A 23,471-nucleotide genomic window follows, 5' to 3' on the forward strand; every position below is an offset into this window, starting at 1 on the left:
ATCATATTTATCCCAAGCAGCAATGATCAAGCAAGTGATCACAGGCGCCCTCGTATCGGCGACTGTCTTACTCACCGCAAGCAGCTGTAGCCAAAAGCTACGCCCTATGACGGCCGACCAAGTCAAGGCCGAACCTCAGCCCCTCGAAGTCGTCGGGGGCAAAGTACCTGTAGCCGTCCACCTCACCTTCCCCGCAAAGTGGTTCCCCAAGGATGCTACGCTGACCATCGTCCCTATCCTCCGCTATCAGGGTGGTGAGAAGTGGGGCAACGGTACCACCTTCCAAGGCGAAAAGGTCTACGGCAACGACCGTATCGTGTACCATGCGAATGGCTCCAACGCCACCGTCAACTTCGTCCTGCCCTACGTCCCCGCTATGGCAAAGAGCGAGCTCTACCTCAACTTCAAGGGGAAGCAGGGTAGCCGCACCGTCAAGCTCCCCGACCTCAAGGTCGCTGATGGCGTGATCGCTACCGAAGCTCTCGCTACGCTCGCAGGTGTGACGCCCGTCATCTCTCCCGACGGCTTCCAGCGCGTCATCAAGGAGGCGTATGATGCCAACATCATGTTCCTCATCCAGCAGTCCAACGTCCGTAGCTCCGAGCTGAACAAGGATGAGGTGCAGGAGTGGAAGTACACCGTACAGAACGCTAAGGAAACTCCCAACCAGGAGGTATCTGTCGAAGTCCAGGCCTACGCCTCCCCCGATGGTGGTAAGGAGCTGAACGAAAAGCTCAGTGCTTCGCGTGAGAAGAACACCACGGCACAGCTCAAGACAGCCTTCAAGAAGCAGAAGATGTCTGATGTCGCTATCGACGCTCACTACACCGCTCAGGACTGGGAAGGCTTCAAGAAGCTCGTCGAGCAGAGCGACTTCCAGGACAAGGAACTCGTACTTCGCGTACTGAGCATGTACCCCGACCCCGAGCAGCGTGAGCATGAGATCCGCAATATCTCGGCTGTCTTCAGCAAGCTCGCAGATGAGGTCCTCCCCAAGCTCCGTCGCTCACGCCTCGTCGCTAACGTCAAGATCATTGGCAAGAGCGATGCTGAGATCCAGAGCCTGCTGGAGAAGTTCCCCAGCGCACTTACTGTCGAAGAGCTCCTCTACTCGGCTACCCTCACCGATGACGTAGCTCAGAAGGAGAACATCTACAAGCTCGTCATGCAGAAGTACCCCAAGGACTACCGCTCATACAACAACGTCGGCTCACTCTGCCTGCAGCGTGGTGACTATGAGTCTGCCCTCGTATGGTTTGACCGTGCGCTCAAGCGTAAGGACAACCCCGAGACGAAGGTCAACCTCGGCCTGCTGGCTCTGAAGGATGGCGACCTCAACAAGGCCACTTCACTCATCGCCGAAGGTAGCTCTATGCCCGGCGTAGGTGACGCTCTTGGCTTCCTCTATCTACGTCAGGGTGACTACGCCAAGGCTGAGACGGCCTATGGTGATGTCACGACGAACAATGCTGCCGTAGCACAGATCCTCAACCGCAACTACAGCAAGGCTATCAAGACGCTCGAAGCTATCGCTAAGCCCGATGCTACGACCGACTACCTCCGCGCTATCGTAGCTGCTCGCATGGGAGACTCTGCCAAGGCTATCTCTTCGCTACAGAAGGCTCTGCAGAAGGATCCCAGCCTCACCTCACGGGTCGATGCTGACCTTGAGTTCGCTCCACTGCATGGCCTGAAGGACTTCACTCAGCTGACGCGCCTCTACTAAGCCTACTCGCTCACTTAATAAGCGACCACAAATATGCCAGCGGGCGGCTACCTCACGATGGAGGTGGCCGCCCGCTGGCGTATAAGGGGATAGCTCTCTCGGGAGCTAATTGATGAGAAAGGCTTACTTCAGATGGAGGCCATTGAGGAAGGCTGAGGCAGGCATCGCCTTCTTCCCTGCGGGCTGTAGGGTCTTGATAGCAAGACGACCCACAGAGGTCTGAATCTCCAGACTACGTCTGCCCGTGATGATGACAGAGCCGATGGGGTGCTCCTCCGTGGAGAGCTCTTCACCGCTGACAGCCGTCTCCAGGATCTTAAAGGGCTGAGCTTCTTCGCCAGCAAAGGAAAGGAGGCACCATGCTGCAGGGTAAGGAGAGAGGCCACGCACGAGATTATTTAGCTCTACCGCTGGGCGATCCCAGTGTAGCTGGGTATTCTCCTTCGTCAGCTTAGGTGCATGCGTGGGATTCGCCTCATAAAGGCTCTGGGGCTTGGCCTTAGGCTCTTCGTCTGCGAGGAAGAGGTCGACACTGCGCTGGAGCGTCTCTGCTCCGAGGAGCATCAGCTCATCGTGGATCTTCCCCACACAATCCTCTGGCCCGATCGGTAGGCTCGCTTGCAAGAGGATATCCCCAGTGTCGAGCTCATGGCGCAGGCGGAAGGTCGTGACCCCTGTCTCCGTCTCACCATTGATGATCGACCAATGTATGGGAGCTGCACCACGATACTTAGGCAGGAGAGAGCCGTGGAGGTTGATCGTCCCGAAGCGGGGGAGTGACCAGACGACCTCGGGGAGCATACGGAAGGCGACCACGATACCGAGATCGGGGCGTAGTTTCTTCAGGCGACCGACGAAGGCTTCATCCTTGAGTCGCTCAGGCTGGAGGACCTCGAGCCCTACTGATTCGGCGTAGATCTTGATGCTACTCTGCTTGAGCTTATGCCCACGACCAGCGGGCTTATCTGGCATCGTGACGACTGCCACGATATTGTATCCACCTTCGACGAGGCGCTGGAGGGACGGCAGGGCAAAGTCTGCCGTCGCCATATACACGATACGTAGATCTTCTTTCTTCATCTGTTTATAGGGGCTATGGTGGAGCAAAGCTACAAAGAATTGCCCTATCGGCTGGAGGGAGAGGCACTACGAGAGCGGGATATGAACCTATATTGGTCGTCGGGGCAACCTATATTGGTCAGCTTCGTGACCTATATTGGTCGGCTTCACGAGCTATATAGGTTCACCCGACGACCTATATAGGTTGGTAGCACCCTCCTTTAGATAGCTGCTCGGGACAGTAGCCTCTCTATGCTATGGTTAGAGGAAGCTGGGGCCTTAGAAGTACCAGCTATTCGCAGAGGATATATCGGGATGTCGATGAAAATCACTATCTTTGCGCCGTTCGACGATTGTCTCGAAGACGAGAAGCCCTCCTTCCTCCGCGGACAGAGAGGACTCGTGTGATGGGAAATTAGAAGACACTAATTTTGAGTAACACAATTTAAAACAAAGAGAATGAAGACTTTCCAACTCTCAGGCCAGCTCCGTAACGAGCTCGGTAAGAAGGCCACTAAGGGCCTCCGCGCTGGTGATCAGATCCCCGCAGTCCTCTACGGAGGCAACGAAGTACTCCACTTCACCGTAAGCCAGGATGGCGTACGTAACCTCGTCTACTCTCCAGACATCTTCGCTATCGACCTCGACATCGAAGGCCGTCAGGTCAAGGCTGTCCTCAAGGACCTCCAGTTCCACCCCGTCACTGATGCTATCCTGCACCTCGACTTCCTCCAGGTAGAAGCTAACAAGCCTATCGTCATGGAAGTTCCCGTCGTCCTGACTGGTCACGCTGAAGGTGTGAAGGCAGGGGGTAAGCTCAGCCTCGAAATGCGTAAGCTCAAGGTACGCGCTCCTTACACGGAGATCCCCGAGAAGCTCTTCATCGACGTTACGGAGCTTGGTCTTGGTAAGACCATCCAGGTCGGTGCCCTCAGCTTCGAAGGTCTCGAAGTCATCAACGCTAAGAACGCTGTCGTCTGCGCCGTTAAGCTCACCCGTGCTGCACGTGGTGCTATGGCTAAGGGCAACAAGTAAGCTACAGCTCAGCCTAAGCGATAGAGCACCTCGATGTGCTCCCATCGCCCAACCTACAGAGGCTATCCCTACCACATGTAGGGGTAGCCTCTCTTCTTCTCCCTCCTACCCTCTCCCCAGCTCATGTAGTCCCGACCATCAGATGTCCCTTCGCGCTCGCCTATTCCTTCTCCTCAGCCTGTTCGCTCTCACCGCACCAGTCTACTCGCAGCCTTACCCCGAAGCGATCGAGATACTGCGCCGCTATGAGCAGCGTCCTGGGGTACGTGTCACAGCTCTCGTACGCGACCTCCAGACCGGAGAGCCCATACTTGCTCACCGCACGTCCGAAGCCTTCCGCCCCGCCTCGCTGGTGAAGATCCCCACGACGGGAGCCTTCCTTGCGCTACGTGGGCACGACTACCGCTTCCACATCCCCGTGATGATCCGCGGACAGGTCGATGGCGAGACACTTCATGGGGACTTGGTGCTGAAGGCCTCAGCAGACCCTTCACTTGGATCGCACTACATCCCCAATCAGAAGCGCCTCATCAGTGAGGTCAAGGCGCTGCTTGAGGAGCGCGGGATCACCCGTATCACGGGACGTCTAATCATTGACCTCCGAGGTTTCCCCCGTCCTTTCTTCAATGAGACTTGGGCCGACGAAGACCTTGACGAGTACTATGGCGCTCCCATCTCGGGCTTTAACATCGCAGACAACTACGCCGATCTCTTCCTCTTCTCCAGCGACGGGGAGCAGCCTGTCGTGGAGCCGAATGTCGCCTCACTCCTCGTCCCCACGCGCCAAGAGCTACTCCTCGGTAGTTCAACTCAACTGGACCTTACCCCGATGCGTAGAGCCGACACCCTGCTCATCTCGGGTACCGTACGCGAAGGCCTCTCAGGTCGACACCTACGCTGGACGATGCCTGACCCTCCCAGCTACGCCACGATGTGGCTCAATGAAGGCCTGCGCCTCGAGGGTATTGACCTACAAGATCGCCCCGAGCTCAACTACGACGAGCTCATCACGGGCCTTGATACGCTGGGCTACTACACCTCACTCCCTGCGGATACCCTCGCGAAGATCACAAACTTCCGCAGCTCCAACATCTATGCCGAAGGTCTTGCTTATGCACTCAATAGCTACGAGCAGCGTAAGACAGGTCAGCCTACGGTGATGCGCTCCTACTGGCGAGAGCGTCTGGGACTTACTCCGACCGAATTCTATCCCATGGATGGCTCTGGGCTCAGCCCCGAGGGACGCCTCTCCTCAGGTGCACTCAGCCTCATCCTCTCAGAGCTCTGGCGTGACCAGTCACTCCACAAGCCTTTCTTGGCCTCACTCCCCGAAGCGGGTGTCGAAGGCACAGTGCGCAGTCTCTCCATCCCGAGCGAAGTGACCGCCTACCTCAAGAGTGGCTCTATGCGTGGTGTACGTGGCTATGCGGGCTACCTCCTTCATGAGGACAAGTGGTACAGCATCGTCTACATCGCTAACGGAGCTATCAATAGTGCTGAAGCGCGTACGACCTTCACCCGCCTCTTGACAGGGCTCTTCACCCAGCAGCCCCTTCCTCCGCTTCCTACTCCCACGAAGAAGGTAGCGGCGAAGGGGAAGAAGCATAGCGAGCACAGCAAGGGTAGCAAGAAGGCTTCACACAAGGCCTCCTCTAAGTCCTCACGCAAGGGGAAGAAGCGTTAGCCAAAGAGGGCTAATAGCGTGCTACATGGGTGGATAGTCGTATATTTGCGCTATAGTATAACTCGGTATCCTTCTCTAATCCCCCTTTCCAGAGGGAGCATACCCCAAGGAATATGAACCAAAAGACTACCTTTACTACTCTCGCTCTCTGCGCCCTCGGGTGCATCGGAACGGCCAAAGCCCAAGAAGCTCGCTACTTCAATCCTGTGACAGCTGCTGTCCCATCCCTGCAGATTAGCCCTGATGCGAGGGCCTCTGGTATGGGCGACGTCGGGGTATCAACGACAGCAGACCCCTATTCCCAGTATTGGAATCCCGCCAAGTTTGCCTTCATCGATAGTAAGGCGGGCCTATCGCTCGGCTATACACCTTGGCTATCTCGCCTGGTAAGCGACATTGCACTGATGCATGCGGGAGGCTACTTCCGTATTGGGAATGACAACACCCAGACTATCGGTGCTTCGCTCCGCTACTTCACCATGGGTAAGCTCACGACGTGGGATGCCTCAGGAAGAAGTCTTGGCGTATCGCACCCCAATGAGTTCGCCATCGATGCGAGCTACGCCCGTAAGCTCTCCCCCAACTTCTCCCTCGCTGTAGCTCTGCGCTATATCCATTCGGATCAGGGAAGCCGTGAGCAAGGTGACCGCCCTGGGTCGGCCTTCGCAGCCGACATCGCGGGCTACCACCAGAAGTACATCACGATCGGTGGGGCTGAGTGCCTGTGGACAAAGGGCTTCAACATCCGCAATATCGGCACGAAGATCTCCTTTGACGGAGGGACGACTTCCTCCTTCATCCCCACGAATCTCGGTCTGGGTACGGGACTCCTCTACCCCATCGACAAGGAGAACATGATCTCCATAAACCTCGAGGCTAATAAGCTCCTTGTCCCCACACCTCCCACGGGGGATGCAGAGAAGGTCGCCGACTATCAGAAGACCTCTGCCATCGCGGGGATCTTCAAGAGCTTCGGTGATGCGCCTGGTGGCTTCGGCGAAGAGCTCAAGGAAATCCGCTGGAGCCTCGGTGCCGAATACAGCTACTGCGATAAGTTCTTTGTGCGTGCTGGCTACAGCTACCTCCATCCCAACAAGGGGAATCTCCAAGCCTTCACCGCTGGGGCAGGCTTCCGCATGAGCGCCTTCCGCATCGATGCCTCCTATCTCATCTCTACGATCTCCGACAATCCACTCGATCAGACTCTCCGCTTCACGCTGGCCTTCGATATGGACGGTATCCGCGGACTACTCAAGTGATATATATGCCACAGATACCTTTCCGGACGGGCTTCGGCTATGACGTCCACCGCCTCAGTGACGGCTATGAGCTATGGCTCGGCGGCGTGAAGATCCCCTTTGAGCAGGGTCTCGAAGGGCACTCCGATGCCGATGTCCTCCTCCACGCTGTATGTGACGCCCTCCTCGGAGCGGCTGCCCTCGGTGATATCGGGGTGCACTTCCCCCCATCCGATATGGCTTACAAGGGCATTGACAGCAAGATCCTCCTCAGCCGTAGCTGCGCCCTCGTGCGTGAAGCAGGCTATGAGATCGGCAACATCGATGCGACAGTAGCAGCAGAGGCACCGAAGATCAACCCACACATCCCCGAGATGCGCCGTGTGATGTCCGAAGTTATGGGCATCCCTGAGAGTGCGATCTCGCTGAAGGCTACGACAGCCGAGCGCATGGGCTTCGTCGGTCGCCGCGAAGGGATGGAAGCCTTCGCCACCGCACTCATCGCCGTCAAGGGAGCTTTCTAACGAAGCTCCTCTCAGAGTAAACAAAAGCAAGCGCGGGCGAATCACCAATGGTGATTCGCCCGCGCTTGCTTTATATAGGACTAAGTAATTAGTCGAACTTCTTATCAAATTGGACGGATGCTTCGCCCATGAATTCCTTGATGCGCTGCTCTTCATCGTGCTTACAGATCAAGAGGACCCCCTTGCTCTGAGCTACGATGCAGTCATTGATCCCCTGGACGACGACGAGCTGCTTCTCTGGATCTCCATCAAGCGAGACGATGTTGCCCTCAGCCTCATAGAAGAGAGCCTTGGTGTGGAGTGCCACATTTGCACGAGGCTCCTCACGCTTGAGCTCATAGAGCGAGCCCCAGGTACCGAGGTCTGCCCAACCGAAGTCGACGGGAAGCACCATGACATTGTCCGCCTTCTCCAAGACAGCGTAGTCAATCGAGATATTGGGGCACTCAGAGAAGACTTGGCTGACACGACTCTGCTCCTCATCGGTAGCATAAGCGCCCTTCACCTCGTCGAGGATAGAGGTCAGCGAAGGCAGGTACTGATGGAAGGCATCGAGGATCGTCTGCACGTTCCATGCGAACATCCCACTATTCCAGAGGAATTCCCCGCTCTCGTAGAAGACCTTCGCCATCTCGATATTAGGCTTCTCCGTGAAAGTCTTCACCTTCACAAAGTGCTCATCCTCTGAGTCGGTGAACTGGATGTAGCCGTAGCCCGTCTCAGGACGCGAGGGGCGTACGCCGAGAGTGACCAGCTTGGGATGCGCCTTCACATAGTCCAGCGAGCGGCGGATAGCTTCGTCGAAGGCATCCTCTTGCAGGATCAGGTGGTCAGCAGGAGTGACCAGGACGTTAGCATTGGGATTCTTCGCATAGATGTGATAGGTCGCCCAGCCGATGCAAGGTGCTGTATTGCGGCGCATAGGCTCCAGGAGGATCTGCCCTGGGGTCAGCTCGGGGAGCTGCTCCAGCACAAGGTCTCGGTAGATAGCGTTGGTGACGACGACAAAGTTCTCCTTAGGGATTACCTTCGAGAAGCGATCATAAGTCATCTGAAGAAGGGTGCGACCTGTGGCGAAGATATCGAGGAACTGCTTCGGCCTGGCCTCACGGCTATATGGCCAAAAGCGGCTGCCTACGCCTCCGCCCATGATGACACAATAGTTGTCTGTGTGCATAGTCTTTTTACTACCGGGGTTAGTATTACTACACAAATATAAGCATTAATACCATACGAAGCGATAGACTACTGGAGTAAAAACACCAAGTAGCACCCGCTACAGGACTGCCTCCCACGCTATCAAAAGCAGATGCGACTTTCCCTACATATTGCACGAAAGAGAGGTCATCCAGCAAAGCCTATCTATCTACCAGATAAAGCAACCAGTACTGGTCACCAAGCGAACCAGTACTGGTAAGATATATCGACCAGTACTAGTTCACACTTCGAGCAGTACTGGTCACTTCGCTGACCAGTACTGGTTCGTTTCGCCTCTCCATAGGGCCTCTATCTATAAGGCTATTAAAGGGGCTGGTTGATGCGAAAGAAGCAGGCTCAATAGAGGCGCAGGAAATAGAATGCCAGCAGCCCTTGGAGCAGGACGAAGACAGGGACGAGATAACGAAAACGCTTGTGCGAAGTCTTATGATTCCACACGACCATCCCGAGGCAGGCACCTAAGGCTCCACCGAAGGCAGCCAAGAGAAGGAGCGTCCGCTCAGGGATGCACCAGCGTCCGCCTTGAGCACGCCACTTATCGATGCCATAGACGACAAAGGTAAGGGCATTGAGCAGGAGTAGGAGTACTAAGACGAGATCAGCAGGCTGTAGTCCGAAGAGCTGCATCATGCGATACTGACGAGCTCCAGCTCGAAGATCAGGGTTGAGCCTGCGGGAATGCCAGGCTGCGCATAGCGACCATAGGCCAGCTCTGCAGGGAGATAGACTTCCCAGCGGTCACCGATACACATCTGCTGTAGGGCAATGATCCAGCCCTCGATGAGATCACTCAGGCGGAAGGCTGCAGGCACATCGCCCTCCGTACTATCAAAGACCTGCCCATCAATCGTCCGCCCCGTATAGTGAGCCGTGACGATGCTACGAGGCGACGGATGCTTACCATCTGCACGTCCTTCGGTAATTACCTTGTAATAGGCTCCTTTGGGCAGAGGCTTAACACCCGCTTCCTGAGACTTTGCTTTGAGCCAAGCCTTATTAGCCTCAATATATTCACGCTTCTTCATACACATTCATTTATAGGCCTTCGCGACGAAGGCAAAGTAAACCCCGCCTCCACAAGTGTGGGGGCGGGGCTGTGATAGGGCTCCTCTATGGAAGAGGGTTGCCTTTAGATAGAGTAAAGGATGCTGATCGACTCGTGATTGATCACACGATTGATAGCCTCAGCGAAGATATTGGCTACCGACACGATGTGGATCTTATCCGAGTGCTTACGCAGGGGGATGGAGTCGGTGAAGATCATTTCCTTGAGTGCCGAAGCATTGATACGCTCGGTAGCAGGATCACTCAGTACTGCGTGGCTGGCTACAGCGCGGACGCTACGAGCGCCATTCTGCATCATCAGGTCAGCCGCCTTACAGATCGTCCCTGCCGTATCAACGATATCGTCCACGAGGATGACGTCCTTATCCGTGACATCCCCGATGATCGTCATCTCAGCGACTTCGTTGGCCTTAGCACGGCTCTTGTGGCAGATGACCATGGGCACGCCGAGGAACTTAGCATAGGAGTTAGCACGCTTAGCACCACCGACGTCTGGCGTAGCGATGACCGTGCGCTCAAGATCAGACGTCTGGCGCAGGTAGTCGATGAAGACCATAGAGGCGTAGAGGTGATCCACAGGCACGTTGAAGAAGCCCTGGATCTGGTCAGCGTGCAGGTCCATAGTGATGACGCGCGTGACCCCTGCCGTGCTCAGCAGGTCTGCCATGAGCTTCGCCCCGATAGATACACGGGGCTTGTCCTTACGGTCCTGACGAGCCCATCCGAAGTAAGGGATGACCGCAGCGATGTAGTGTGCGGAAGCACGCTTAGCAGCATCGACCATCAGGAGGAGCTCCATGATGTTGTCCGAAGAGGGATAGGTGGACTGTACGAGGAAGACATCCTTACCACGGATACTATCCTTGTAGTAGACAGAGAATTCGCCGTCAGCGAAATGCTCTACCTGCATATCACCGAGGTTAATACCCAGGGCTTCGGCGATCTTTCCTGCCAGTTCCAGCGAAGCAGAGCCTGCGAAGATGGCAATGTTCTTTGTGTTGATACTCATTTGACGTGTAAGTTGATTGGGGCTCACCACTATGGAGAGTCATTTAATTGTTTGTGTTACGCTTGAGCACGAGAGCCGTACGTGCGGGGAGGTAGAGGCGCAGCGGTGCCAGAGCTGGACAGGCTGCAGTCCCAGCCTTCTCGGCAGGCTGCGTGGCATAGATGAGACTGTCGTCGATAAGGCCATAGCCACCAAAGGCCTTGCAATCGGTATCAATGACGACGGTGTATGCGCCCTCAGGGACATTGATAGGATAGTCGACGTGAGAGCGTGTGGGGTGGAAATTGAAGACGAAGAGATAGTCCCCACGCCCGAAGGCCAGAGTCTTATCCTCCTCATGGATGTGATATTGCTCAATATGGAGCGAGGGGAAGGTCTTCACCGAGTTAATGAAGCGAACCATCGCACGATCGAACTCCTGCAGGTCGTGGTAGAGGAGATCTGCATTATCTGCGAGGCTCCACTGACGGCGGGCGTAGTGGTAAGACCAGCCATTACCTTCGCGTGGGAAGTCAATCCATTCGGGGTGACCGAACTCATTCCCCATGAAGTTGAGGTATCCACCATTCATCGTGGTAGCAGTAGCGAGACGAATGAGCTTATCGAGAGCGATAGCGCGGTCGGTGACAAGCGTGCGGCTTGAGTGACTCATGTGCCAGTACATATCGGCATCAGCGAGGCGGAAGATGAGCGTCTTGTCGCCCACGAGCGCCTGGTCATGGCTCTCAACATAGCTGATGGTCTTCTCATCTTCACGACGGTTCGTGAGCTCATACCAGATCGCACCTGGGCTCCACTCCTCGTCGGGGTGGTCCGTGATGAGCTTCGTCCAGAAGTCGGGGATATTCATCGAGAGGCGGTAGTCAAAGCCAAAGCCTCCGTCCTCGATAGGAGCAGCGAGACCAGGCATACCACTCACCTCTTCGGCGATCGTGATCGCGCCGGGGTAGACGCTATGGATCAGCTTATTGGCCAGCGTGAGGTACGCCATAGCATCGGCATCCTGATGACCATTGAAGTAGTCAGAGTACGAGGTGAAGCACTCACCGAGGCCGTGGTTATAGTACAGCATCGAGGAGACGCCGTCGAAGCGGAAGCCGTCGAACTGGAAGACCTCCAGCCAGTACTTACAGTTGGAGAGGAGGAAGTGGATGACGTTGTTGCGCCCGTAGTCAAAGCACAGCGAGTCCCAAGCGGGATGATCACCTCGAGGACCTTCGTGGAAGAAGAGCGTGCGGGAGCCGTCATAGTATGCCAGCCCTTCGACTTCATTACGCACGGCATGGCTGTGCACGAGGTCCATGATGACCTTGAGACCTGCTGCGTGGGCTGCGTCGATGAGCGCCTTCAGTTCGTCGGGAGTACCGAAGCGGCTACTGGGTGCGAAGAAGCTTGAGACATGGTAGCCAAAGGAGCCATAGTAAGGATGCTCCTGGATGGCCATGATCTGAATGGCATTATACCCGAGGTCAATGATACGGGGCAGGACCTTCTCTTGGAACTCCCGGTAGCTACTTACCTTGCCCTCCTCTGACGACATACCGATGTGGCACTCGTAGATCATGAGGGGCTCTTCGGTGCGAGCTGGACGTGCGTGACGGAAGGTATAGCTATCCTCAGGTGCCCAGACCTGGGCGCTGAAGATACCCGTCGAGGGGTCTTGCACTACACGAGTAGCCCAGGCGGGGATACGCTCACCACTCCCATAGTCCCAGTGGACAAAGAGGCGATAGAAGTCACCGTGACGCATTGCCTTGTCAGAGATGCAGATCTCCCAGTTGCCATAGTCATCGACACGCTTGAGCTTCCACACCGACATCGTCTGCCAGTTGTTGAATGAGCCAATGAGATGCACACTCTGAGCTCCAGGGAGGAACTCACGGAGGATCCAGCATCCCTTCTCCTTATCATGGTGTAGGCCATAGTGAAGGTAGCCGTCGGCAAACTGCTCCAAGGGAATATCTCCACCTTGAGTGATCGAGCGCTCACGGGCATGAGTGAACTCCATGCGGCGGCGGATACGCTCTTCGTAGGGCTTAAGCCATGGGTCATTTGCTGCTAACTTCGTCATAGTCTTTGTGCGTTGAGGCCAGTTACTGGCGTGAAGTGATGAGGAGTGGACCTATTTCAGATTCAGTATCAAGGTGGAGGGAAGCTGTTCAAGAAGCTCTTCAGAAGTATCAAAGGACTCCTGCCAATAGGTGTAGCTGACGACCACGAGGTCATACTCGGTGGGGACAGAGCAGAGCTTATCTGTCGCGATAATCTCTTCTCCAGGATGAGAATTGAGGCCCTCACGTGCGACTCCTGTAGAGAGGACAATACGCAGTGTAGCCTGATTATTTTCGGCCATCGTGCGGGCATAGGGCAAGAGACGTAGGTCGCTGGCGCTACGCACATACACGAGGATATGCTTAGGTGAATCAAAGGAACGGCTCAGCAGGATACCTACCGAGCAGGGGGCACGGTGCACGAAGAAGGCCATCTTGTCACGCAGCATGCTATGGATGGAGAGGAGGCTCTCCGTGGTGCGCATCGGCAGTGAGCCCATGAAGCGGCTCATCTGCTGACGCATTGAGCTGGCCTCACGGTCATCTTCATCCGAGGAGAGACGTACGCCAGCCCCTACGATCAGGAGGTTGTAGCGCTCCGAAGTGAGCTTATTCAGCACGGCACTCTCTACCTCATCAGCTACGATATAGTCGGTCTCGAGAGGCTGCTCCAGCTCTTCGGCAGCACGGAGGATAGGGCGGAAACTGTCTTGGTAGAACTTATCCGCCTCGATGGGATTGATATCCTTGTCAGTAGTGATGTGCAGAGCCGTCACATTGGGGTGAGCGCCACCACGACGCAGTAGCTGATTCGTCAGATGCAGCAGCGTAGCCCCAGAGGAAGGACGACCAAAGGAGAGGAGCACCTTAGTTCCTGCCTGCTTATCAATAGTCTCGATGCGGTCACGCTTACGCTCCTTCATGCGGATGAAGACATTGATCAGGTGCACCATCGGCATCGTCATTACCGTCGTGATCACCGTCATCAGCACCAGCACCGCATAGATCGTCGGAGGCAGGATCTTCATCTCATAGCCGATACCCAAGACGACGAGCTCCATCAGCCCACGCGTATTCATGAAGGCACCGAGATAGATGCTGCTCTTGGGGCTCTCGCCAGAGAAGCGCGCAGAGACATAGGTACCACCGACCTTGCCGACGACAGCGACAAGAGTGAAGAGCCCGAGGAGCACCCAGGTAGCAGGGCTATCGATCAGCCCCAGCTCTGTCTGCAAGCCGCTCGACACGAAGAAGAGCGGAAGGAAGAGCATCAGCGAGACATCCTCGATCTTGTCGGTAAGAATCTTGCGGAAGGAGAGATCCTCTGGCATGACGAGCCCGAGCATGAAGGCTCCGAAGAGGGCGTGCATACTCAGCAGCTCGGTGATGTAGGCGGAGAGGAGGAGAAGGATGAAGATCACCCCGACCATACCATGGCTGATGACCTCCGTATTGTTGTACACCTTCCCCGCTACACGGAAGAGCGGGCGGATGATGCCAAACATCACCAGCAGGTAGGCGATGAGGAAGAGTAGATTGTAGCCTGTGCTCAAGATACTCCCACTCTGCGAGATCGCGATGATCGCAGCGAGCATGAGCCAAGCGGTGATATCACCAGCAGCAGCCGTAGAGAGGGAGAGCTTCCCGAGGTGCGTGCGCTGTAGATGGTTCTCCTGGATGATACGTGCCAGTACAGGGAAGGCCGTGATACTCATGGAGATCCCGATAAAGAGAGCAAAGGGCGTGAAGTCCGTTAGGCTCGAGGCATACTCCGTATATATAACGTAGCTGAGTGGTAGGGAGAGTGCAAATGGGATGAAGATCCCAGCATGGCTGATGATAAGGCTACTCTTGAGCTGACGGCGAATATCCCCTAAGCGGAGCTCCATACCGATGGCAAACATAAAGAGAATCAGCCCAAAGTTGCTTAGCAACTGAATATTAGGAAGGCTCTCCGTAGGGAAGAGTGCACCAAAGAGCTCTGGAGACACATGGCCAAAGAGCGATGGTCCTAAGAGAATCCCTGCGACGATCTCCCCGATGACGGCAGGCTGACGCATCTTGCGGAAGACCCATCCCATAATACGGGCGGCCAGGAGGATAATAAGGATCTGGAGGAGGAGCACCCCGATGGTAGAGTGTATATGGTGCGTGACGCTGGCGCTGAAGTCTCCGAAGGCAGAGGAGAGCGTCGCGACTTCTTCTGCGGGACGCAATGCCGTAGGGGTAAGTGCCTCACCTAACTGGAGCGTCCCCCAAAGGGCAGCCACAGAGGCAAGCAGTATCACGATGTAGAAGACATAGGGAAGGACTCCCCGCTCTTTAGGCATGCTGTTCCGTTGTGTTGTAAGCGCGGGCTGCGGCAGATGGAGGGTACTCGTCCTCATCAGCCAAGCCCATACGCACCACCAAAGATACAAATTCTTTAGGAGGTAGGCAGTAGGTCACACACACCTCCAGAGGGGATCTTACCTACGGTACATGTTCCTACTCAGACACGCATAGCGCACATTTCTCAGCACACATCCATACACATTATTATATACGCCCATAGAAAGGGCTAGTAATTAAGATTGCATTTTATGATTATCTTTGCAAGAGATTACAATTAATACTTAAAACGTAAAGCAAAACAAGCAATGGGAAAGTTCATCCAAGAGTTTAAGGAGTTCGCCCTCAAGGGTAATGTCATGGATATGGCTGTGGGTATCATCATCGGTGGTGCCTTCGGTAAGATCATCACTTCGCTGGTCAATGACATCATCATGCCTCCTATCGGCCTCATCACGGGCAGCAGCTTCAGCGATGCTAAGGTCGTCCTGCGTCCCGCAGAACTCGATGCTGCTGGTGAGACTGTCAAGGAAGCAATTGAGCTGAACTGGGGTAACTTCGTCCAGACGACTGTGGACTTCTTCATCATCGCCTTCTGTATCTTCCTTATGATTAAGGCTATGAACGCCTTCCGCAAGAAGGAAGAAGAGCAGCCCGAAGCTCCTGCAGCTACGCCTGAAGATATCGAGCTCCTCCGCGAAATCCGCGACGAGCTGAAGCGCCGCGGCTAAGCTTCCCTCCCGCCCTCTGTGGCTGGTACAGCATCAAGCCCTTCTCTGAGCACATCGCTCGGAGAAGGGCTTTTCACTTTCCTCCCCTAAGCTGGCAAGTTAGCGACTAAGAGTAGAGCATACACGAGGCAATATAAGTGGAGGATGTAAACCACTATTCGTATGGAGGGCGAACCAATAGTGGTACAGCATACAAACCAATAGTGGTCGATGAGTGAACCAATAGTGGTCACGACGTCGACCAGTATTGGTCCGAAAGCGAACCTATACTGGTCGGAGCGGTGACCAATATGAGACTGTTGTCTATAGTCCTGTCCTCTATTTAGAGTGCTAAGGCATCGCACGACCAGCTCCCCCCCGATATGCCTCTCCGAAGTGGTACACAAGCCCTTCGCCTTATCGCACGTATTTCTCTTATCCTGCGGAGGGAAAAGTGGCATTCCCGTAGTGGTTTTTCTCTATCTACGCACGTAGTCTTAAAGACCAGGCACGTCAGTCCAAATATCCACGTACGTAGATATTAGGACCACGTACGTAGTCCAAACTTATCTGCCACTCGTCCGCAACTTTTCTCCCTACGCAGGACAATAACCTAATAGAGGTCACTTCACAAAGCTGTATAGGAATCCAAGCAAAGCTATATAGCTTTCTTCGCCATCCTATATAGCTCTGCCCACGTACTCATATACCTATTATGAGACCATTGTGTAAGCCCACCTTCGGAAGCATGCTCCATGGCCTGCCCAAATGGAAGCCTCCTTGACGGCAACGTGAAGAGGAGAAGCCCTGAGGACAACTGCCCGATCAGCAGAGTCCAAAAGTTGGCGTATCTTTGACAATCCACTCCTCTCCCCATGGGAAGAGGCACTCATCTGGAGGCGTCTCGCCTCCCTACCCTACCAAGAATACTTATGAGTAATAAGCGTACCATCCCCACCTCTGAGCTCATCATCAATGGTGACGGCTCTGTCTTCCACCTTCATCTGCGTCCCGAGCAGCTCGCTGACCGCGTCTTCCTCGTCGGGGACCCCGCACGAGTTGACATGGTCGCTTCACGCTTCGACTCCATCGAGTGCAATGTATCGAGCCGTGAGTTCCACACCATCACAGGCTCTTACAAGGGCAAGCGCATCTCCATCGTCAGCCACGGCATCGGCACGGACAATATCGACATTGTCCTCAATGAGCTGGATGCCCTGGCGAACATCGACTTCGAGACCCGCCAAGAGAAGGACACCTTCCGTCAGCTCACCCTCGTACGTGTCGGCACCTCGGGCGGACTGCAGGACGAGACTCCTATCGGCACCTACGTTGCAGCCGAGCACTCCATCGGCTTCGATGGTGTGATCTACTTCTACTCTGATACGGCACGCATCCGCAATCGCGCCTTCGAAGAAGCTCTCATCAGTCAGCTCGACTGGAAGATCGAAGGCCTGCGCCCCTACGTCGTCGCTGCAGACAAGAGCCTCATCCAGCAGATCTGTCAGGACGACGTCCTGCGAGGAAACACCATCGCTGCTAATGGCTTCTACGGCCCCCAAGGTCGTCAGCTGCGCCTCCCTCTACAAGATCCCAAGCTCAATGAGAAGATTCAGGGCTTCAACTTCGAGGGCTACCGTCTGACGAACTATGAGATGGAGAGCTCCTCTCTCGCTGGGCTTGCTGCTCTCATGGGGCACCGTGCTATGACTGTCTGCTGTATCATCGCTGGGCGTAAGGCACAAAATATGAATACCGACTACAAGGGCAGCATCGAGGGGCTTATCGACCTCGTCCTCGAGCGTATCTAAGCCCCTTCACTGCTAAAATGGAGGCACTTTCTCTCAAGGCCCTATTATACATCTTCATCGGAGGAGGCTCAGGGAGCCTCCTCCGTTACCTTATTGGCTGGGGGACAGCACAGCTCCTCGGACGGCCTACCCCATGGGCGACCTGGGGTATCAACCTCTTGGGCTCCCTTCTCATCGGGCTACTCTTGGGGCTGATGATGCGCCCTACGGGGCTCAGCTCTGACTACCGCCCGCTGCTCATCATCGGATTCTGCGGGGGCTTCACGACTTTCTCCACCCTCTCGGCTGACCTCGTGAACTACCTACGTAGCGGGGAGCTTCTCACAGCTCTCGCCTACCTCAGCCTTAGCCTCATCGGGGGCGTCCTCTTAGCTTACCTCGGCCTTCGCTGGGGGCGCACCCTCTGATAGTATCCTCATCCTACGCTATGCATAGATCTCTACGCTTTCTCACCCTACTCCTTTTCCTCACAGCTCTCACAGAGAGTGCCCTTGCTAAACCCATCGACCAAGCGACAGCCTCGCAGCTGGCACGCCAAGTCCTCCGCGTCAGCAATACCTCCGCACGCAGCCTCCAGCACCTTCAGCTCACCGAGCGCCCTACCTACTATATATATAATGTAGGGGGAGGTGGGGGCTTTGCACTCATCGCCAAGGACGATACAGGGGGAGCTATCATCGGCTACAGTGACCGTGGGAGCTTTGATCTGGAGCGCATGCCCCAGGACCTCAGAGCCCTTTTCTCTACCCTTGACCAGCCTCAGCTCGCCGCACCAGGCAAGAGCGAAGCACGCGCCTTTGCCTATCCACCCAAGCACGGGAAGGTAATAGCCCCCTTAGTTAGCTCGCGCTGGGGGCAAGGCCATCCCTATAGCCTCGGCACCCCGACCTATACCGACAGCGATGGCGACCAGCAGCACATGTATGCTGGGTGTGTGGCCGTGGCTATGGCTCAGGTGATGTACTATCATCAGTGGCCTGCTCAAGGCACTGGATCCAAGACGCACAATCAGCTCGGCTATCGCGACTTCTCCGCAAGCCACTACCGCTGGGGCGATATGCGCCCCGTCTATGGGAACGATGAGCGCTACATCGGCTCGGGGAACAATCGTCGTGTACGCCCCGATGATGATCCGATCTTCACCTCGGTAGCCCAACTCATGTCCGACCTCGGCGTCGCCGTATCTATGGGCTACACCCAGTACGCCAGTAGCACCTCCTCCGAGCAGGCTGCCGCAGCACTCTCGACCTACTTCAGCTATGATGCTACGCCTGCTCTATCGGCCTCGGTCCTTGGGATGAGTACCATTGAGCGTCTTCTGAAAGAAGAGCTTGAAGCGGGCTTCCCCATCTACGTCAGTGGGATGAATCGGAGTGGAGGCAAGCTCTATGGTCACGCTTGGGTCGTGGACGGAGTAGATGCCGACGGGCTCTTTCACATGAACTTTGGCTGGGACGGGCAAAGCGATGGCTACTATTCGCTCCGACGTATTGCCCCTGGGCAAGCAGGGAATGAGTTTGCTGGTCGCAAGGTCGACTTCTCCCAAGGGATACAAGTCATCTTAGCCCGTCCCAAGCGCACGGGTACAGCTCCACTCTCTGATGAGGTGAAGGGCATGGGATCAGGATTAGCAAGTCACTACTCAGCCTTCCTCCGCCTGCATGGAGCTGGAGGCATGAAGCGTGCTCGCAAGAAGAGCATCGATGTAGACCTCGCTGGCTTCATCAACAAGGGGCTTCCCTTCAAGGGTGACTACGGCTATGGACTCTACGATAGCGAAGGGCATCTCCTGCGTATCTATCCCTCCAAGTACCACAGTGCAGGGGGCTTCACCAAGGTCAAGCTCTATGGACAGATGGTCGATGGGCAGTACATCAGTGAGGAGATGGCCGAGACGGACCGCTTAGCTATCGAGGGCCTCTCAGCTGGTATCTATGCCCTGCGTCCGATGAGTTCACGCCTCCAAGAGGATGGAAGCTGGACTCCCTGGCAGCTCATCCTGGATGCCCCCACCCTGGGTCTTCATCTCACTGATAGTGAGGTGGAGGTCATCGAGGAGGACGGCTTCGACCGTGGCTTCCAGATCATGGAGCCCCTGCAGCAGCCCGCACTCTATCCTGGTGATGAGGTCCGTCTTCCCCTCGTTATCAAGCATCTCGCTGCCACCAGCCGCGACACCCAGCTCGTCCTTCGTCTCTATGACGAAGCAGGCAAGCTCGTCGAGGGCTTCCAAGAAGCAGCACCGCTTGAGCTGGAGTTCACGCCTATGGAGACACGTCTTGTCCACCTACCTCTCACCCTCCCTGCAGGGATACAAGCAGGGCGCTATCGTCTCTCGCTTGAGGTAAAGCACGGTGATGGTAGCAGCACCTATCCGACACAGCGCTACCAGCTTCGTGAGGAGACCTATCTCACGGTATCAGCTCCCATGACGGGACGCGTACAGGCCGTAGGAGCTCTAATCACAGACGCCGCAGGGCAAGAACTCAAGAGCTATCCAGTAGACCTCACTACAGGTAGTAGCTCATACCTTGCTGTCAGCGTGAAGACTCCTTCATCTAATACGTCTCTCGGCACGATGCGCCTCTACCTCGAGGATCCCACGACAGGTAGCCGTACACTCTGTGCAACACGTACCCTCACCCACTCGAGCTTCTACACGATGACCAACATCATCAAGAGCGATGCCCTCACCCAGCAGCTTCTCGGCAACCTCATCACAGGTAGAGCCTACCGCGTCGTGGCAGAGGTCACACAGGGTGAGACGGTGTACAGCGCTTGGGCACCTAACGAGCCTGCCGTCTACGTGACCTTCATCACAGGACGAAGCCCAGAGACGCCACCGACAGCTGAGGTCCGTCCAGCCGAGCCCGCAACTGAGGAGCAACCTGAGCCTGAGCCAGCACCTACACCTACTCCGACACCTCAGCCACAGCCTACGCCCCAACCGACTCCGAAGCCCACGCCAGTGCCAGTGCCCGTGCCTGACCCCAAGCCAGAGCCTAAGCCGACACCGACACCAAAAGAAGAGGAGCATCAGGAAGGGCAACTTCGCTACTTCCCCAGTGAAAGCCGTGTCGAGGTCATCGGCAAGCAGCTCCTTCGTCTGGAGGTCTTTGACCTGGCGGGTAAGCGTCTTATCCTCCATACCCTCACAGGTACGACGCAGGCAAACCTCTCGCTTAGCACCCTGCCACGCGGGCTCTACCTCGTCCGTGTGCTGGATGGGACGAGCTACTCGACGCACCGTATCGCCCGATGATCAGGCGAGCGGTATTGGCTACAACGGATATTATCACTACCTTTGCCACACAATTACAGAAGCCTTGCCCATGGGCAACATGCTTCACACAGGCGGCTGTGGTGTAATTGGTAGCCACGTCAGACTTAGGATCTGATGCCGCGAGGCGTGGGGGTTCGAGTCCCTTCAGCCGCACTGAAAGCAGGCGATCTACTCTATCGATGAGTAAGACCGCCTGCTTCTCTTTTATACTTGGGACGCTATTTGTTTGGTAAATGCCCTACCTTGGCTTACCTTTGCGCCCGAAAGAACTAAGGACAAAGGGGTGCTCACCGCACATGATGGTGAGCTGAGATGATACCCTCAAGACCTGACCCAGATCATGCTGGCGTAGGGATTGTTCATCGACCATTATCTACCCTTTCCCCTTCAGCTCTGCATTACTATGCAAATGAATAAGTATTGTATGATGAAGAGAAAAACAACGCTCCTCTCCACCGTGGTCCTCTCGGCCACAGCTACCTTCATAGCCTCTCCCTCCGTAGCTACAGCTACACAGCTCGCAGATAGTCTCAGCACGCACCGCCTCGAGGAAGTGCAGGTAACCGCTACACGCGCTTCGGCAAAGACGCCTATGTCCTTCACCAATGTATCGAAGGGTCAGCTACTGAAGTCAAACCTTGGGCAAGACGTCCCCTACCTTCTTCTGCAGACACCTTCCGTCGTAGCAACGAGCGAGCCTGGCATCGGTATCGGCTACACCTACCTGCGAGTACGTGGGGTTGATGCAGCGGGCATCAATATCATGACCAATGGCGTGCCACTCAATGACTCCGAGAGCCAAGGGGTCTTCTGGGCAAATATGCCGAACTTCTCCTCCAGCATCCAGGATGCTCAGCTCCAGCGTGGCGTCGGGACATCATCTAATGGCTCTGCTGCCTTCGGTGCCAGCCTCAACCTCCGCACCGACCACTTCTCCATGACGCCGACCGCCTCCCTCACCCTCCTCGGTGGGTCTTACAACACCTTCCGACGTGACGTCCATGCCTCCACAGGGCGCATCGCAGGGCATTGGGCCTTAGAAGCTCGCCTGGGGAAGACGACCACGGATGGCTACATCGACCGCAGTGGTACGGAGGGCACCTCCTACTTCATCCAGGGAGGCTACTTCGGGGAGAACACCATCCTCAAGCTCCTCTCCTTCGGCGGGAAGCAGCGCACGGGTATCGCTTGGAACGGGCTTAGCCCCGAGGAAGAAGCCGTCTACGGCCGACGCTACAACTCCGCTGGGCACATGAATCCCGGCAGCACACCTCAAGATGCTCGCTACCGATATAATACGGACAACTATGAGCAGTACCACTATCAAGCGCAGCTCACCCAGCGTCTGAGTGAGGGCTTGATACTCAATCTCACGGCACACTATACCAAGGGTTACGGCTTCACCGACGAGTACCGCACGGGGCGTAAGCTCAAGGAATACGGGCTGAAGGAGTTCATCCTCCGTGATGAAAATGGCGCTGCTATCCTCGATAAGAATGGCAAGGAGCAGAAGATCAAAAAGATCACGCTGCTTCGCACCAAGTACCTTGACAATGATTTCGCAGGGGGTATCGCGACACTCGACTATAAGTCCGATCGTCTGGAGCTCACCGCTGGGCTATCAGCCAACCACTATACGGGCGACCACTACGGCGAGCGCCTTCCCGTCACTCCCTACCCTTACCTCGTAGAGCCCAATGAGCGCTACTACGAAGACAAGGCCAATAAGACCGACCTCTCAGGCTTCGTCAAGGCGAACTATGAGGTAGTGACTGGACTCAACCTCTTTGGCGACCTCCAGTACCGCTTCATCGACTACCGCATCGCAGGTACTATCGACCACTTCGTGAAGAATAGCCAGGGAGCGATGGTAGCGCAAGAGATCGACCTCAAGAAGACTTTCAACTTCCTCAATCCAAAGGCAGGGCTCTTCTATCAGTTCGCTCCCCAGCATCACGTCTATGGATCGGTCGCAGTAGCTCACCGAGAGCCCAATCGTAAGAACTACACTGAGGTCAGCCCCAAGGACTACCCCCGTGCTGAGCGCCTCACGGACTACGAAGTCGGCTACGGCTTCCGCAGTCGCACCTTCACCGCTGGGCTCAACCTATATTATATGGACTACCACGATCAGCTCGTGCTCAATGGTAAGCAGAGCGATGTCGGCGGTAAGCTCAGCGAGAACGTAGCCAGCAGCCACCGCATGGGTGCCGAGCTCAATGCCTCATGGAAGATCTGCCCCGTGCTTCGCTGGGATCTGGCTGGTGCCGTCAGTAAGAACCAAATCAAGCAGTACCACCTCTACGCTTGGAGCGATCAGGCTGGGACCGAAGTGCTGACGACCTACGACCGCACTCCTATCGCTTACTCACCCCAGCTGGTCCTAAGCAATACGCTGACCTTTGCGCATCGAGCCTTCGAAGCGGCTCTTACCTCGCAGTACGTCGGTATGCAGTACCTCGACAATACGGGGAGCCGTGAGCGCAGTCTCCCCGCCTACCACGTAGCGAGTCTACGCCTCGGCTATGAGCTACCCGTACACTTCGTGCGTAGCTGGAGCATCAGTCTGCAGATCAACAATCTCTTCGATGCACGCTACTCGAGCAATGGCGGAGCTGGCTACACCTTCGACAAGAAGGGTGCGATCAGCAGCTACACCTGGACCTATCCTCAGGCTGGTATCCACGCCTTCCTCGGCACCACCATCACGATATAATCTCTACCTTT

General features: G+C 55.7%; 17 protein-coding genes, 1 tRNA gene and 1 riboswitch. Of the genes, 11 read left to right on the forward strand and 7 right to left on the reverse strand.

Annotation, left to right across the window (positions count from 1 at the left end; all coding sequences use genetic code 11):
- The first annotated feature begins 22 nt into the window (after window positions 1–22).
- Window positions 23–1,726, forward strand: a complete 1,704-nt coding sequence (locus HMPREF1121_RS02875; protein ID WP_044114553.1) for a tetratricopeptide repeat protein — start codon at window positions 23–25, stop codon at window positions 1,724–1,726.
- A 123-nt stretch (window positions 1,727–1,849) separates the two neighbouring features.
- Here HMPREF1121_RS02875 and fmt read toward each other — a convergent pair whose 3' ends face one another.
- Window positions 1,850–2,806, reverse strand: a complete 957-nt coding sequence (gene fmt, locus HMPREF1121_RS02880; protein WP_044114554.1) for a methionyl-tRNA formyltransferase — start codon at window positions 2,804–2,806, stop codon at window positions 1,850–1,852.
- Window positions 2,807–3,244: 438 nt separating this feature from the next.
- Here fmt and HMPREF1121_RS02885 point away from each other — a divergent pair, with 438 nt between their 5' ends.
- The 4 genes from HMPREF1121_RS02885 (at window position 3,245) to ispF (ending at window position 7,266) form a co-directional block, all read left to right on the forward strand.
- Window positions 3,245–3,820 carry a 50S ribosomal protein L25/general stress protein Ctc gene (locus HMPREF1121_RS02885; protein ID WP_044114555.1) on the forward strand — a complete coding sequence of 192 codons (576 nt, stop codon included), beginning with the start codon at window positions 3,245–3,247 and terminating at the stop codon, window positions 3,818–3,820.
- A 142-nt stretch (window positions 3,821–3,962) separates the two neighbouring features.
- The gene (gene dacB / locus HMPREF1121_RS02890; RefSeq protein WP_044114556.1) at window positions 3,963–5,504 is read left to right on the forward strand and encodes a D-alanyl-D-alanine carboxypeptidase/D-alanyl-D-alanine endopeptidase; all 1,542 of its coding nucleotides are present in this window, start codon (window positions 3,963–3,965) and stop codon (window positions 5,502–5,504) included.
- Window positions 5,505–5,617: 113 nt separating this feature from the next.
- Window positions 5,618–6,763, forward strand: a complete 1,146-nt coding sequence (gene porV / locus HMPREF1121_RS02895) for a type IX secretion system outer membrane channel protein PorV (RefSeq protein WP_044114557.1) — start codon at window positions 5,618–5,620, stop codon at window positions 6,761–6,763.
- 5 nt (window positions 6,764–6,768) lie between these two features.
- On the forward strand, window positions 6,769–7,266 hold the full coding sequence (gene ispF, locus HMPREF1121_RS02900) for a 2-C-methyl-D-erythritol 2,4-cyclodiphosphate synthase (protein ID WP_044114558.1): 498 nt from the start codon (window positions 6,769–6,771) through the stop codon (window positions 7,264–7,266).
- Window positions 7,267–7,354: 88 nt separating this feature from the next.
- On the opposite strand, the gene HMPREF1121_RS02905 is transcribed toward ispF, so the two are convergent.
- From HMPREF1121_RS02905 to HMPREF1121_RS02930, 6 genes are all read right to left on the reverse strand, one after another.
- The gene (locus tag HMPREF1121_RS02905) at window positions 7,355–8,443 is read right to left on the reverse strand and encodes a mannose-1-phosphate guanylyltransferase (protein WP_044114559.1); all 1,089 of its coding nucleotides are present in this window, start codon (window positions 8,441–8,443) and stop codon (window positions 7,355–7,357) included.
- Window positions 8,444–8,820: 377 nt separating this feature from the next.
- Window positions 8,821–9,114 carry a DUF1294 domain-containing protein gene (locus HMPREF1121_RS02910; RefSeq protein WP_044114560.1) on the reverse strand — a complete coding sequence of 98 codons (294 nt, stop codon included), beginning with the start codon at window positions 9,112–9,114 and terminating at the stop codon, window positions 8,821–8,823.
- Window positions 9,111–9,509: an FKBP-type peptidyl-prolyl cis-trans isomerase gene (locus HMPREF1121_RS02915; protein ID WP_044114561.1), complete on the reverse strand. Its 399-nt coding sequence runs from the start codon at window positions 9,507–9,509 to the stop codon at window positions 9,111–9,113. The genes HMPREF1121_RS02910 and HMPREF1121_RS02915 overlap by 4 nt, the downstream gene beginning before the upstream one ends.
- A 104-nt stretch (window positions 9,510–9,613) precedes the next feature.
- Window positions 9,614–10,558 (reverse strand): ribose-phosphate pyrophosphokinase, encoded by a 945-nt coding sequence (locus HMPREF1121_RS02920; RefSeq protein WP_009432499.1) that lies wholly within the window; start codon window positions 10,556–10,558, stop codon window positions 9,614–9,616.
- A 43-nt stretch (window positions 10,559–10,601) separates the two neighbouring features.
- A complete protein-coding gene (locus tag HMPREF1121_RS02925; RefSeq protein ID WP_044114562.1) occupies window positions 10,602–12,629 on the reverse strand; it encodes an alpha amylase C-terminal domain-containing protein in 2,028 nt (675 codons plus the stop codon).
- A gap of 51 nt (window positions 12,630–12,680) precedes the next feature.
- Window positions 12,681–14,939, reverse strand: coding sequence for a cation:proton antiporter (locus tag HMPREF1121_RS02930; protein ID WP_044114563.1), 2,259 nt, complete (start codon window positions 14,937–14,939; stop codon window positions 12,681–12,683).
- A gap of 309 nt (window positions 14,940–15,248) precedes the next feature.
- On the opposite strand from HMPREF1121_RS02930, the gene mscL reads away from it, so the two are divergent.
- The 6 genes from mscL to HMPREF1121_RS02960 all read left to right on the forward strand — a co-directional run bounded on the left by mscL (window position 15,249) and on the right by HMPREF1121_RS02960 (window position 23,460).
- A complete protein-coding gene (mscL, locus tag HMPREF1121_RS02935; RefSeq protein WP_009432451.1) occupies window positions 15,249–15,671 on the forward strand; it encodes a large-conductance mechanosensitive channel protein MscL in 423 nt (140 codons plus the stop codon).
- A 911-nt stretch (window positions 15,672–16,582) separates the two neighbouring features.
- The gene (locus tag HMPREF1121_RS02940; RefSeq protein ID WP_009432482.1) at window positions 16,583–17,461 is read left to right on the forward strand and encodes a nucleoside phosphorylase; all 879 of its coding nucleotides are present in this window, start codon (window positions 16,583–16,585) and stop codon (window positions 17,459–17,461) included.
- A gap of 17 nt (window positions 17,462–17,478) precedes the next feature.
- The gene (gene crcB, locus HMPREF1121_RS02945) at window positions 17,479–17,868 is read left to right on the forward strand and encodes a fluoride efflux transporter CrcB (protein ID WP_009432478.1); all 390 of its coding nucleotides are present in this window, start codon (window positions 17,479–17,481) and stop codon (window positions 17,866–17,868) included.
- Window positions 17,869–17,888: 20 nt separating this feature from the next.
- On the forward strand, window positions 17,889–20,723 hold the full coding sequence (locus tag HMPREF1121_RS02950) for a thiol protease/hemagglutinin PrtT (RefSeq protein ID WP_044114564.1): 2,835 nt from the start codon (window positions 17,889–17,891) through the stop codon (window positions 20,721–20,723).
- A 92-nt stretch (window positions 20,724–20,815) separates the two neighbouring features.
- Window positions 20,816–20,897, forward strand: a tRNA-Leu gene (locus tag HMPREF1121_RS02955).
- A gap of 116 nt (window positions 20,898–21,013) precedes the next feature.
- A riboswitch (TPP riboswitch) is annotated at window positions 21,014–21,116 on the forward strand.
- Window positions 21,117–21,153: 37 nt separating this feature from the next.
- Complete coding sequence (locus HMPREF1121_RS02960) at window positions 21,154–23,460, forward strand: TonB-dependent receptor (protein ID WP_232223725.1); 2,307 nt, start codon at window positions 21,154–21,156, stop codon at window positions 23,458–23,460.
- The last annotated feature ends 11 nt before the right edge of the window (window positions 23,461–23,471 follow it).

The organism is Porphyromonas sp. KLE 1280 (assembly GCF_000700805.1).
Classification (GTDB): Bacteria; Bacteroidota; Bacteroidia; order Bacteroidales; family Porphyromonadaceae; genus Porphyromonas; species Porphyromonas pasteri.